Below are 12,697 nucleotides of genomic sequence, written 5' to 3'. Positions count from 1 at the left end.
GCGCAGACAAAAGGCAAACACGGTTCGAACCTTTCATTGGAGCTTGTCGCTCCGTTGTCCGGTTTTCACCCGTCTCATGCAGGCCCACATGAATTAAGGCCCTCCTCTTGAATCAAGACTCGGGCCGCCCGCAATCTCGGACAGGATGTCCGGAAGCCTTCCGGCTTCCGGTACCGGGCCCAGGATAAATCCAAGGCCCGGAATTCAGTCACGGATCAGCCTTCGCGAGGCCGATCCAAATGGTCTAATCAGGACGCGGCGAGCGTCGAGACGTCGAGCTTGAGGCCCGGGCCCATCGTCGAGGTGACAGACACCTTCTTGACGTAGTTGCCCTTGGCGCCAGCCGGCTTTGCCTTGGTCACCGCATCGGCGAAGGCACGGATGTTCTCTTCCAGCGCCTTGACGTCGAACGAGACCTTGCCGACGCCGGCATGAACGATGCCGGCCTTCTCGACGCGGAACTCGACCGCGCCACCCTTGGAGGCCTTGACGGCCGCGGCGACATCGGTGGTGACGGTGCCGACCTTCGGGTTCGGCATCATGCCGCGCGGGCCGAGCACCTTACCGAGGCGGCCGACGAGCGGCATCATGTCCGGCGTGGCGATGCAGCGATCGAAATCGATCGTGCCCTTCTGGACGATGTCGACCAGATCCTCGGCACCGACGATGTCGGCGCCGGCGGCCTTGGCCTCTTCAGCCTTGTCACCACGGGCGAACACGGCGACGCGGACCGAGCGGCCGGTACCGTTCGGCAGGTTGACCACGCCGCGGACCATCTGGTCGGCATGACGCGGGTCGACGCCGAGGTTCATGGCGACTTCGACGGTCTCGTCGAACTTGACCGAGGAACGATCCTTGAGCAGCTTCAGCGCGTCACCGAGCGAGTAAGCCTTGTTGGGATCGATGCCTTCACGGGTCTTCGAAACTCGCTTTGCAATCTTTGCCATGATCTCAGCCCACCACTTCCAGACCCATCGAGCGGGCGGAGCCCTCGACCATACGCATGGCCGCTTCGACGTCGTTCGCGTTCAGATCCTTCATCTTGGCGGTCGCGATTTCGCGAACCTTGTCGCGCGAAACGGTGCCAGCCTTGACCTTGCCCGGCTCCTTCGAGCCCGACTTCAGGTTCGCGGCCTTCTTCAGGAAATAGCTCACCGGCGGCGTCTTCATGACGAAGGTGAACGACTTGTCCTGGTAATAGGTGATGACGACCGGAACCGGCGATCCCTTTTCCATTTCCTGGGTCTGCGCGTTGAACGCCTTGCAGAACTCCATGATGTTGATGCCGCGCTGACCAAGCGCCGGGCCGATCGGGGGCGACGGCGTAGCCGATCCCGCGGAGACCTGGAGCTTGAGCTGGCCTGCAATTTTCTTAGCCATCTCTTTTCCTGCCTTTGTCTATGCCGGCCCCACTATGGGAAACACCGGCGGTTGCAGTCTGGTGGTGCGGTTCTTGCGGCCGGCTAAAGCCGCCTTCGCCTCCCACCGTTCTCAGGCCACGCGCTTCCGCGCCGCCTCCCCTGACCGCCGAACCGACGCCAGGGATTTCGGATCAGCCCTTTTCGACCTGTCCGAATTCCAGATCGACAGGCACGGCGCGCCCGAAGATCGAAACTTCCACCTTGAGCCGTGCCCGCTCCTCGTCCACTTCCTGGACGAAACCGTTGAACGACGCGAAGGGACCATCCGAAACGCGGATCGCCTCGCCGATCTCGAAGGTGACCGAGGGCTTCGGCCGCTCGACGCCTTCCTGCACCTGGTTCAGGATGCGCTGCGCTTCCGCCTCGGTGATCGGCACCGGCTTGGAGTCCCCGAGGAAACCGGTGACCTTCGGCGTGTTCTTGACCAGCGAGAACACGGCGTCGGTCAGGTTGGCCTTCAGGAGCACATAGCCCGGGAAGAACTTGCGCTCGGCGTCGACCTTGCGGCCGCGACGAACCTCGACGACCTTCTCGGTCGGCACCACGATCTGCTCGATATCGGCAGACAGGCCCTTCTGCTTGGCCTTGTTCTCGATGTCCTCGGCGACCTTCTTCTCGAAGTTCGAATAGGCGTGGACGATGTACCAGCGCGTAGCCATTTTTACGACTTCTCCGTAATCGCCGGACTTAGCGTCCAATGCCCAGAATCTGCTCGACCGCGAGGCCCATGAGCTGATCGGCGGTGAAGAAGAAGATCATCGCGATCACAGCAAAAGCCAGGACCATGACCGTCGAGATCATCGTCTCGCGGCGCGACGGCCAAGTCACCTTGGCTGTCTCCGCGCGCACCTGCTGGAGAAAGACGAAAGGATTTGTGGTTTTCGAAGCCATATGCCGCCTGTCTTCAAGACCCGTTGGCCGGGCCCCCTGGATGATCCCGCTGACCGGGACGTGCCGCCTGAGCCCAACCTCGCGCCGAATCAGCGCAATCATTTCGCCCATGCAAATCAGACGCGTAAAGCCGGCTTCCCAGCTTCACGCGTCGCGTGTCTGTTCCATCTACATAAAACCGATTCTTGATCCACGCAAGTGGCAAGTGTCCGCTTTATGACCAAACGCCGCCTCGGAACCATCCAGTCGTTCCGTCCCGGCTATGGCGCCCTTATGCCCCAATCGGGCTAATATGGCAAGCGGGTCGCCGATTTTCAAAGGCAGCCCGCAAAAATCGTTGTGATGCCATCTTGGAAAATGGCACGGGCAGCAGGGCTCGAACCTGCGGTTTTGGAGACCGAATAGCTTCACTCATCCGATTGTTTTACCAGCAATTTACGACATATCGGCATTCGATGTGCAAAGATTTGTGTAAGAAATCGTCAATCCAAATGCCTGCTACGCGGCGCGTTCAGTAAATCCTGGCGGCACGATCGGTGGGGCGGGAAGTAGAAGGGACACGGCGGGCGCAAGCTTTCCCGACAGCTTGCCCTCAAAGTCCGGCAATGTCGTTGGCATGCCCGATGTGAGCGCCTTCACCACATCATCCAGCGTGGTGAAGATCGTTTGGTCAATGACAAGGGTTGCCTAGGTAACTATTTGAAGAACTTGGCGCACCGCGCCGGATGATGATGAGAGCTACGTCTACGCTATAGCCCTCCTGTAAGCCGATGCGAATTCCGCATGAACGGCTGCCAAATGGCGCTCGCCGGATAGGCCGGGATTGGAACGTGAACGAAAGCTATGTTCTGAAATCAGAGTGTTGCGTCTACAGGCGCGTTACTGCTCCCAAGTCGGCGGCGTCCCGATCTGTTTGCGCAATGCTGTCATGAACGCACCAAGTTTTGCGGATGGCTTGGCGAGTGCCCGCAGTAGATAAATGCCGGTGGGGCGCCTGTTCCAACTCTCGCCGCCAAGGCCAAGGCGGATCAGCGCTCCGCTTCGCACGTCTGGACCAACAACCCAGTCCGCCAATAGGCCAATACCCATGCCTACGAGTGTGGCCAAGCGCATGGCCTCGAAATCGTCCGAGCGAAAAGCAACTCTGTCCAGCGCATCGCTACCCGCAGGGCGGCCCAGCACATCGCTCCAGCCGAGAAGGTCAGCGCCATGCAGTTTGTCGATGAGCGCATGTTTTGAGAGCGAGGCCACGTCCGCAGGCGTCCCTTTGCTGTCCAAATAAGAAGGACTAGCGACCAGAAGCCGCTTCTGGTCGGCGAGTTTGGTGGCGATCAAGCTGCTGTCGGATAATTCGCCGATGCGGATCACGGCATCGAAACGGTCCGCAACAGGATCCGCGAGTTTTTCAGTGAGATCAATTTCTGCCGTGATAGCGGAGTGCTCTGCCATCAACGATCCAAGGGCCGGAATTACATAGCGCCTCCCGAATGTAGGAAAGCAGGCTATCCGCACCACCCCTGCTATTGCGCCATCAAAGGCAGCGATTTCCGCCCGTGTATCGGCCAGCGCATCCAGAAGATGCTGCGCGCGCTCAAACAGCCTTTGACCGGCATCGGTCAGCGCCAAGGCGCGAGTGGAGCGGATGAGGAGCGGTACGCCCAGGCTCTCCTCCATGGCTCCGATCTGACGCATGATGGCGGATGGGGTCACCGCCCGGCGCCGCGCTGCACTGGAGAAGCTGCCGCCGCGGACGACATCGACAAAAATGGCCATCTGCTCGGCGAAACGAGGATCGGTCATTTGTGCGGCCAGCGCAAAACGGTTTGAAAGACAGCGGACATTATCATCGGCGCACCGGCAGCGCATATTTTCTCGCGTCGGGCGGGATGCTTCCGCCCCCAAAACCGAAGGAAAAACACATGGTTGCCGTTCTCGAAGACCGTATTCTGTCGCAGTCTGCCTATAGCGCCGAGATCGATGTGCCGCTAGAGGCTATCGACATCGCCGATTGGCTGTTCACCCTGCCGGAAGCCGAATACCAGCGCTGCTGCGTTCCTGACCATATCGCGGCCGGTGTTACCACGACGGATGATGGTCGCCGCATGTCCATCAATGTCGAGCAAATCGGCTCGGGCCTGGTCGTCCAGCATTATATCGCCGAGGTTGCCGAGAAGAACTATTGCCGGATGAATTCGATCTCCGATGTCTTCACCGCCAATGGCCGCACCCAGGTCAATGTGGTGTGGGAATTGATCGCTGAAGCCATGGACGACGGGCGCACCCGCTACACCAATCGCGTCACTGCGCATCCCACCGATGTGTTCATGGCTTTCCTCGCTGAACATGGCCTCTCCTATGAAGATGCCGCCAAGGCACGCCAAGACGCGGGTGGCGATCACAACAGCCGCGAAACCCCTATGTTTGCCGCCAGCATTGCCCGGCGCGCGCTTGCCAACCGCAAATAAGGTTCAGAGCCATGCGCGCTATCGTCTATGAAGAGTTCGGTGCGGCAGAGGTTCTGCATGTGGCCGAGGTTCCTGTACCCCACATCCGTCCCACCGATCTTTTGGTCAAGGTTGCTGCGGCGGGTGTCAATCGCGCCGATCTCCTGCAGCGCACCGGCTTTTACGGCGCGCAACACTTCGGCGAGAGTCCGCTTCTCGGGTTGGAAGTGGCGGGCGAGGTGATTGCAGTCGGCGATGCCGTAACAGACGTCGAGATTGGCGCGCGGGTGATGGCGATTGTCGGCGGCGGCGGTTACGGCGAGATTGCCCGCGTCGATCGCGCCATGGCGGCGCCCATTCCAGAGAGTATGCCCTTTCACGAAGCGGCGGCGGTGATGGAATCCTTTGTTACCGCCGTCGAGGCGGTTTCAAATCTGGCTCAAATCAACACCGGCCAAAAGGTGCTTGTCCATAGTGCGGCGGGCGGGATCGGCTCGGCTGCTGTACAGGTTGCCCATAGTTTGGGAGCGGTGGTGTATGCCACCGCTTCCGCGTCCCGCCACGATGATGTGCTGAGCATTGGCGCAGATGTCGTCATCGATTACCGGACCGGCGATTTCGAAGCCGAGATTGCCGCGCGCACAGGCGGCACAGGAGTGGATGCGGTGATTGATTTTGTTGGCGGCGACTATCTCGCCAAGAATTTGCGCAGCCTGAGGCCGGGCGGGGTACTGGTGCAGGTAGGCATCTTGAGCGGCCAGAATGATGCTGTCATTCCGCTCAATCTTGTTCTGCACAATCATCTGCGTCTCGTCGGCACGGTCATGAAGTCACGCAGAGCCGCAGAGAAGCGGGCCATGGTCCAACGCTTCGCGGCGCTCGCCTTGCCGCTATTCGCAGCGGGGAGACTGCGTCCCTTGATTGATCACGTATTCCCGCTCGCCGAAGCCGCAGACGCCCACCGCCGGGTGGAAGCGGGCGGCGGCTTCGGCAAGATTGTGCTGACGCTGTGAGCCCCCACAATCTCGCGGCGGAGACCGTGTTCGCTCAGTGACATGAATGCTTCTAACCAACTGAAAAGATTGGTGGGCGGTACAGGATTCGAACCTGTGACCCTACCGTGTGAACGTCGAGCAGTGCCAAATCGGGCTGTCGTTGCGCCGATAGACGTGAACTTTGCCTTCCAGAATCGAGTGTCTTTCCGCCCACCCGCAAGACACTCCCTGCGCGCGTCCAAGTTTGTGCAAGATGTGTACGGCTAGTTTCGGCTTCCTCGCCCAGCAAGGCGATTTGTAAGTGCCTGATTTCCCTTAGAAAATGGCACGGGCAGCAGGGCTCGAACCTACGACCTGCGGTTTTGGAGACCGCCGCTCTACCAACTGAGCTATGCCCGTACACGTGCGCCTCGGCGCAGGCGCTTCCTAAAAGCTTCCGCACGCTCTGTAAAGAGTGGTTTGCAAGCAAACATGCCTTAACCCCTGCGCCAGAAATCGGGATAGTCGACGACCAGCCCCTCGGCATCGATCTCCAGCTCCCGCCTGAAGTCGCTCGCGCGCGATTCATAGAGGTAGCGCCTGCCCTCTTCGAGGCACGTGTAACGCTGCGGGTTGCGCACGACAGTGAGTGCCGGGAAATCGATGAAGGCAGTGGCGATCTCGGCACTCTGCCCGGCCGAAAGCGCCAGGCGGCGGATCGGCAGCGTGTTGGTAAAGGGCGTGACGGTGAGGTCGGGTTCGAGCACGCCCGCCAGCTCGGGCATCGGCAGGCCGTCTCTGGTCCAATGACCATCGCCATCGGAGGCCAGGACAAGCGTCCGGCCATCGCCGATCATATCGACCGTGACACTCTTCGCGTGCCAGCCGGCATCGCAGGTAATGCGGTAGCGGACCGCAAATGGCGTCTCGCCCGAGCAGATGACGACTGAATCGGCCAGGAACCGGCCCGCTTGCTCCCCCAGCACAAGATGTTCGAAGCCCGGTCCATCCCACTCGCGCCAGCGCACGATCTTGGCATCTTGCGGCATCAATCATCGACCTCCCTGGCAAGCGGAAGCTATTTTGCGTCCGGCACCCGGTACGGCCCGCCAGGCACTCCCCAGCCCCAGGCGGGCATCGGTTCGGCCTCGGGATCGCAGGTCTCGCCGAGATTGGAATTCATCTTGGCCAGTCGAGACCCCCATTCGACGTAGCCCATGAAGGCGGAACGGAATTCTGGATCGTCCGGCAGGCCGACCTGATCCGCCGCGTCGGCGAGAAGATTGATCCAGCGGCGGCGCTGCTCCTCGGTCAAATGCTTGCCCAGATGATGCATGACCATTTCGCGGTGGCCGCCGAATTCCTCGCTGTAGGTTTTAGGTCCGCCGAAGACCTCGCCGATGAAGGCGGCGACATGGGCCGGGTGATCCGGCGACATGTGTTTGAACACCGGGCCAACGACCGGATCCTTTGCCACCTTGTCGTAGAAGGTTTGCGTCAGCCGGTTCAGCGCCTCGCTGCCGCCGGCCCACTCGTAGAGTGTCGGAACGTCCTGGCTCATTCTCGATCCTTCGCCGGCCCCGCAGCCGCGACGATAGCGGAAATCGAGCATGGCTCAACCTGCCTCGATGGGCAGTTTGCCGACGTCGCCGTGCTCTACAGCTTGGTAGGCGCATCAGCCTGTGCATTGGCGGCTGGCAGGCCTTGGCAATTGTCGGGCTTGGCAATGGCCTTGCAAACCGTGGAGCCGGTCAGCGCGTCGACCGATTGCGGTCCCGTTGTCAGTCCAGCCTTCAGCATCGTGTCCGGGTCAAGTTGCCCCTCGGACGAGCGTCGCTCGATCGCCGCGAACAGAGCTGGACCGATCGCCATCTCGTTGAGATACGCCTTGACCACCAGCTTCTGTCCCATCGGATACAGGCTGAGCCGCGCCCGGGGCCCGACAAGCCGTCTGGCACCGCCGGCGACCATGAGCGCACAGGCAGAATCACACTCCACCCCGGCATCGATGGTCAACCCCGCATAGGCTCCCTCCGTGGCCAGGCAATTCCACGCGCCGGGGTCGCAGTCGACGAAATCGGTCCGGGCAACGGCGATGTCGAGCTTTCTTTCATGGATAAGTCGTCCCATTGCGAGAGCGCTGGGCAGGTCGCCACCGCGTGAACTGATGACGACAGGCAGCCGCCGATGGCCAAGCGTGGCCAGCAACTGCCGCAGTTTCCGCGGCGTCTGGTTCGTTATCGCACCTTCCGCCGATATCCATTCCGGACAGTCGGGATTGCACAGCGGGTTGCTGCCGCGAACCACGATGAAGCGCATGTCCCCGCCGGCCTTCGCGGTGTCCGGTTGAACGGGTCCGGCAGTCATGGATTTTTCCGCGGCCGATGGCGTCGTCTTGTTTGCAGGTCCAGCTATCTCCCGGCAGTTCGTGGCCGGCCGGTTCAGCCTGCACAGGCTTGCCGTGGTCAACAAATCTACCGCGTCCCGGCTGGTGACCAGCTTCATCGTCAACATGGCGTCGAGCGGAATCTGACGAATCTCGCTCGCCGGCGTGGCCTTCATGATTTCCAGCACGCCATCGCCTATACCCATTTCCCTCAGGTACACCGAAAGCGTCTTCTCGACGGTCCTGCTCATCTCGTAGGTTTTGTAGCTGCCTGCGTTTTTACGGCTGACCACCTTGGTGCTGATGATCTTCTTCTTGCCGTTCACGATCCGGTACGTGGTCCGGTAGAGCAGCCTCTCGCGGTGGAACGTGGTGGTGATCTGGTGGACGCCGAGATAGCCGTAATCTCCAACCACGCGGCGGACACCGCCGGAAAACATCAATGGACAGGCCGAATTGCACATGGCTCCGTCGTCATAGGCCACCCCGAAATAGTCGGCACCCTTGCCCTTGTTGTCCTCGCAGTCGCCCATTGCCGGCTGGCAACCGGAAAAAACCGTCACGCCGACGGCGATATCGAGCTTGTTCTTGCGGATCATCCGGCCCAGGGCCAGCGCCGCATCGACATTACCGCCGGGCGAATTGACGACCACCGGCAATTGCCTTCCCTTGAGCGCCTTGAGCGTGCGCTTGAGGAGCGACGGCGTGTCCGCCGCGATGGTGCCGTCCGCCGATATCCATTCAGGACAGTTGGGTTCGCATCCCGGAGCGTTGCTGCGCACGACGACGAAGCGCATCGGCGGGATTTCGGGAGGCCCATCTTCCGCTTGCGCTGTCACAATAGGCAGAGCCATGGCGACGACGAGGCAAACCAGTGCCCACAACCGCCATGCCTTCCCATCGAAACGGCGCCTTGAGACCACTGTTGGCAAAGCTCCCTTGGTGCAACCTATACTAGTTGCAGCCATGACGCTTGCAACAGCTTTGAGAGGCCCTCGCAATACTTGCGCTGCCAAGCGCACGAAACGAAAAAAGGGCGGCCCCGAGGCCGCCCTTTCCTTGTCGAACCGGCAGCAGCCGGTCTCGATTATTCCTTGATGGTGACGACGATGCCGGCACCGACGGTGCGGCCGCCTTCACGGATGGCGAAGCGCAGCTTCTCTTCCATGGCGATCGGCACGATCAGCTCGACATCGACCGTGATGTTGTCGCCAGGCATCACCATCTCGGTGCCTTCCGGCAGCGACACGATGCCGGTCACGTCGGTCGTGCGGAAGTAGAACTGCGGACGGTAGTTGGTGAAGAACGGCGTGTGACGGCCACCTTCGTCCTTGGTCAGGATGTAGGCTTCGGCCACGAACTTCTTGTGCGGCTTCACCGTGCCCGGCTTGGCCAGAACCTGGCCGCGCTCGACGCCTTCACGGTCGACGCCGCGCAACAGCGCGCCGATGTTGTCGCCAGCCTGGCCCTGATCGAGCAGCTTGCGGAACATTTCCACGCCCGTGCAGGTCGTCTTGGTCGTCGGACGGATGCCGATGATTTCCAGTTCCTCGCCGACCTTGACCACGCCGCGCTCGACGCGGCCGGTCACGACCGTGCCACGGCCCGAGATCGAGAACACGTCTTCGATCGGCATCAGGAACGGCTTGTCGAGCGGACGAACCGGCGTCGGGATGTAGGCGTCGACCTGAGCCATCAGCTCGCGGATCGCGTCCTCGCCGATCGTCTTGTTCGAATCCTCGAGTGCGGCAAGCGCCGAACCCTTGACGATCGGAATGTCGTCGCCGGGGAATTCGTTCTTCGACAGCAGTTCACGAACCTCGAGCTCGACCAGTTCGAGCAGCTCGGCGTCGTCGACCTGATCGACCTTGTTCAGGAACACCACGATCGACGGCACGCCGACCTGACGGGCAAGCAGGATGTGCTCGCGGGTCTGCGGCATCGGGCCGTCGGCGGCAGACACGACCAGGATCGCGCCGTCCATCTGCGCGGCGCCGGTGATCATGTTCTTCACATAATCGGCGTGGCCGGGGCAGTCGACATGCGCGTAGTGGCGGTTCTCGGTCTCGTATTCGACGTGAGCCGTCGAGATCGTGATGCCGCGCGCCTTCTCTTCCGGCGCCGCGTCGATCTGGTCATAGCGCTTGTATTCGCCAAAATACTTGGTGATCGCAGCCGTCAGCGACGTCTTGCCGTGATCGACGTGACCAATCGTGCCGATGTTCACATGAGGCTTAGTGCGCTCGAATTTACCTTTTGCCATAGTCTCTTTCCTTGGACGGCCTGGACCTTCAGTTCAGTCGAATGCGGGGCGATTAGCGAGAAAGGCCAAAAAACACAAGCGTCTTTTGCCCGGGCGCCATCTCACTCGGCCAGAACCCATGATCCGATTGCGGGGATATGGCACCGATATAGGGACGCGACATTGAAAATGGAATGGGCGAAGGCCGACGGAGCAATGCGGGGTTTCCTGCGGCTTCTACATCCCTCACTGTTGGGTTTGTTGGCGGTCCATGGCCCATTGCGGCGACGATCCGCGTCTGATTTCCTGCGCAGATGCATTTCATCCCGACTGCCATTCGCGGCCCGCTGTTCATGATCGTCTCGACCGGGTCGTATCTGGTCAACGACACGATGATGAAGCTCGCCACTGCCGGCTTGCCGTCCTACGAAGTGCTCTTCCTGCGTGGTGCCGCGGCAACGCTGTGGGGCTTTCCGCTGTTGTTTGCGCTCGGCTACGGCAAGCAAGTCCCTCTGATCTTCGACAAGCGGGTGCTGGGAAGGAACCTGCTCGAGTTGGCGGCGATCCTCTGTTACGTCGTCGCGCTCGCCAACATGCAGATCGCCGATTCCACCGCGCTGGGGCAGATCACGCCGCTCCTGATGCTGGTCGGATCCTCGATCCTGTTTGGCGAGCGTATCGGCGGCCAACGCATGGCGCTGATCGGGCTCGGCTTCATCGGCGCGCTGATGGTGGCGCAGCCGACCATGCAAGGCATTTCGGTCTACGCCTTGCTGGCGCTCGGCAACGCGACATTCGCCGCCGCCCGCGATCTGGCCGGCCGCAAGATCACCGCCGAAGTGCCAGGAATGATCGTGGCGATCTCGGCGGTCGTCGTGGTCCTGATCGGCGCCGGCACCGCGCATCTGGTTTCCGAGCGCTGGGTGGCGCCGGAGGCGCATCACCTGCTGCTGATGGCGGGAGCCGGTTTCTTCCTGATCTTCGGCCACTTCTTCATCTTCATGGCCTACCGCGTCGGGCCGACCGGAGCGGTAGCGCCGTTCTACTACTGCTTCACGGTCTGGGCCGTCATTTCCGGCCTGCTGGTGTTTGGGCAATTCCCCAATGCACTGGCGGTCTGCGGCATCCTGCTGGTCGTCTGCAGCGGGCTGACCATCGTGTCGCTGGACCAGCGCAAGCGTCGGCTGGCCGTGGTCGCCTGATCCGCGGCGGCACGCCGGCATATGGCTTCCGATGCCGTGAGCGCAGGCAGCACCGACGGCGGATTATCGCAATTCGGGATTCGGCAGAGCTGGTAGTCTGCCGACGCCTAGATGGTCCGCTTGCCCGAGAACTGATGATAGGCCCACAACACCACGACGGCACCCACGACCGCGACGATCAAGCTGTAGATGTTGAGGCCGGTGACGCCCGAAGCACCGAAGGCACTGAAGATCAGGCCGCCGACAATGGCACCGACAATGCCGAGCACGATATCCATGATCATGCCCTGACCGGTCTTGTTGACGATCTTGCTGCCGATGAAGCCGGCGATGACGCCGAGAATGATCCAGCTGATGATACCCATTTTTTTCCTCTCCATCCCCCGCCAACCCGACATTTTCATATGAATGTCAAAACCACAAGCCAGCTTGAAATTCCGCCCGATTGCGCCATTGTTGACGATGGGCAGGGCTTGGCCAGATGGAGGATCCACTATGGGACTTTTTGACAACGCCGTTCCCGGCGGCAACATCACCAAACCGCTGATGATCGCGCTCGGTGCGCTGCTGGTCGGAAAGATGCTGAGCGGCAGAAGCGCCGAACAGCCGGACCAGCCTCAAGCACCCGTGCCGGCCGATCCCACTGCCGCCGGAACCGCATCTGGTGACGGCGGCCTGCTCGGCGGACTGGGCGGCCTGCTCGACAAGCTCAAGAATGCCGGCCATGGCAATGTCGCCGACTCGTGGGTCGGCACCGGGCAGAACCAATCGATCAACCCCAATGAGCTGGGCAACGCGATCGGACCGCAAGTCATTCGCGAGATCGCCCAACGGACGGGGCTCGACGAACAGGAGCTGCTCAAGCAACTATCGGCTGCCTTGCCCGGCATCGTCGACAAGCTGACGCCGAACGGCCAGGTGCCGCAGCAGCACCAGGTCGCGTCCGCGTTCAACGGCTAGCGCGGCGCACGCCAATGCCTGAAGCGCTGCGCGCCTGCCGCGCAGTGTTTCGGCTTGCCGATGTGTAGCTGAAAATCTGGAGCGGGTAGCGGGAATCGAACCCGCACCAAGAGCTTGGAAGGCTCATGTGATACCATTTCACCATACCCGCGCACGCACGCCCTAGCTATTCGACAA

Annotated in this window: 14 protein-coding genes and 2 tRNA genes; 4 read left to right on the top strand and 12 right to left on the bottom strand. The window is 61.3% G+C overall.

Annotation, left to right across the window (positions count from 1 at the left end):
* Nucleotides 1-248 precede the first annotated feature (248 nt).
* From rplA to EN850_RS04390, 5 genes are all read right to left on the bottom strand, one after another.
* Nucleotides 249-947, bottom strand: a complete 699-nt coding sequence (gene rplA, locus EN850_RS04410; RefSeq protein ID WP_136090694.1) for a 50S ribosomal protein L1 — start codon at nt 945-947, stop codon at nt 249-251.
* Nucleotides 948-951: 4 nt separating this feature from the next.
* Nucleotides 952-1,380: a 50S ribosomal protein L11 gene (gene rplK / locus EN850_RS04405; protein WP_010909262.1), complete on the bottom strand. Its 429-nt coding sequence runs from the start codon at nt 1,378-1,380 to the stop codon at nt 952-954.
* A gap of 172 nt (nt 1,381-1,552) precedes the next feature.
* Nucleotides 1,553-2,080 carry a transcription termination/antitermination protein NusG gene (gene nusG, locus EN850_RS04400; RefSeq protein WP_015317996.1) on the bottom strand — a complete coding sequence of 176 codons (528 nt, stop codon included), beginning with the start codon at nt 2,078-2,080 and terminating at the stop codon, nt 1,553-1,555.
* A gap of 28 nt (nt 2,081-2,108) precedes the next feature.
* Nucleotides 2,109-2,312, bottom strand: coding sequence for a preprotein translocase subunit SecE (gene secE, locus EN850_RS04395; protein WP_013531408.1), 204 nt, complete (start codon nt 2,310-2,312; stop codon nt 2,109-2,111).
* Between the two features lie 879 nt (nt 2,313-3,191).
* Nucleotides 3,192-4,112 carry a LysR family transcriptional regulator gene (locus tag EN850_RS04390; RefSeq protein ID WP_135867794.1) on the bottom strand — a complete coding sequence of 307 codons (921 nt, stop codon included), beginning with the start codon at nt 4,110-4,112 and terminating at the stop codon, nt 3,192-3,194.
* Between the two features lie 119 nt (nt 4,113-4,231).
* Here EN850_RS04390 and EN850_RS04385 point away from each other — a divergent pair, with 119 nt between their 5' ends.
* Nucleotides 4,232-4,777: a hypothetical protein gene (locus EN850_RS04385; protein WP_127279519.1), complete on the top strand. Its 546-nt coding sequence runs from the start codon at nt 4,232-4,234 to the stop codon at nt 4,775-4,777.
* A gap of 11 nt (nt 4,778-4,788) precedes the next feature.
* The gene (locus tag EN850_RS04380) at nt 4,789-5,769 is read left to right on the top strand and encodes an NAD(P)H-quinone oxidoreductase (RefSeq protein WP_136090693.1); all 981 of its coding nucleotides are present in this window, start codon (nt 4,789-4,791) and stop codon (nt 5,767-5,769) included.
* Nucleotides 5,770-6,074: 305 nt separating this feature from the next.
* Here the strand turns inward: EN850_RS04380 and EN850_RS04375 are convergent.
* The 5 genes from EN850_RS04375 to tuf all read right to left on the bottom strand — a co-directional run bounded on the left by EN850_RS04375 (nt 6,075) and on the right by tuf (nt 10,379).
* Nucleotides 6,075-6,150, bottom strand: a tRNA-Trp gene (locus EN850_RS04375).
* A gap of 77 nt (nt 6,151-6,227) precedes the next feature.
* Nucleotides 6,228-6,779 carry a putative glycolipid-binding domain-containing protein gene (locus EN850_RS04370; RefSeq protein WP_135915619.1) on the bottom strand — a complete coding sequence of 184 codons (552 nt, stop codon included), beginning with the start codon at nt 6,777-6,779 and terminating at the stop codon, nt 6,228-6,230.
* A 29-nt stretch (nt 6,780-6,808) separates the two neighbouring features.
* Nucleotides 6,809-7,291 (bottom strand): group II truncated hemoglobin, encoded by a 483-nt coding sequence (locus tag EN850_RS04365; protein WP_127280487.1) that lies wholly within the window; start codon nt 7,289-7,291, stop codon nt 6,809-6,811.
* A 95-nt stretch (nt 7,292-7,386) separates the two neighbouring features.
* Entirely contained in the window at nt 7,387-9,039 is a 1,653-nt protein-coding gene (locus EN850_RS04360; protein ID WP_136090692.1) for a hypothetical protein, read from the bottom strand.
* 164 nt (nt 9,040-9,203) lie between these two features.
* Nucleotides 9,204-10,379, bottom strand: coding sequence for an elongation factor Tu (gene tuf, locus EN850_RS04355; protein ID WP_127869375.1), 1,176 nt, complete (start codon nt 10,377-10,379; stop codon nt 9,204-9,206).
* A 293-nt stretch (nt 10,380-10,672) separates the two neighbouring features.
* On the opposite strand from tuf, the gene EN850_RS04350 reads away from it, so the two are divergent.
* Nucleotides 10,673-11,560, top strand: a complete 888-nt coding sequence (locus tag EN850_RS04350; protein WP_127869376.1) for a DMT family transporter — start codon at nt 10,673-10,675, stop codon at nt 11,558-11,560.
* 107 nt (nt 11,561-11,667) lie between these two features.
* On the opposite strand, the gene EN850_RS04345 is transcribed toward EN850_RS04350, so the two are convergent.
* Nucleotides 11,668-11,925: a GlsB/YeaQ/YmgE family stress response membrane protein gene (locus tag EN850_RS04345; protein WP_127279958.1), complete on the bottom strand. Its 258-nt coding sequence runs from the start codon at nt 11,923-11,925 to the stop codon at nt 11,668-11,670.
* Nucleotides 11,926-12,055: 130 nt separating this feature from the next.
* Here EN850_RS04345 and EN850_RS04340 point away from each other — a divergent pair, with 130 nt between their 5' ends.
* The gene (locus tag EN850_RS04340) at nt 12,056-12,520 is read left to right on the top strand and encodes a YidB family protein (RefSeq protein ID WP_127869377.1); all 465 of its coding nucleotides are present in this window, start codon (nt 12,056-12,058) and stop codon (nt 12,518-12,520) included.
* Nucleotides 12,521-12,597: 77 nt separating this feature from the next.
* Here the strand turns inward: EN850_RS04340 and EN850_RS04335 are convergent.
* Nucleotides 12,598-12,671: transfer RNA gene (locus tag EN850_RS04335), tRNA-Gly, on the bottom strand.
* Nucleotides 12,672-12,697 lie beyond the last annotated feature (26 nt).

Source organism: Mesorhizobium sp. M8A.F.Ca.ET.207.01.1.1 (genome assembly GCF_004794715.1).
In the GTDB taxonomy this organism is placed as follows: domain Bacteria; phylum Pseudomonadota; class Alphaproteobacteria; order Rhizobiales; family Rhizobiaceae; genus Mesorhizobium.
This window is presented reverse-complemented; position numbering and strand designations above follow the sequence as displayed.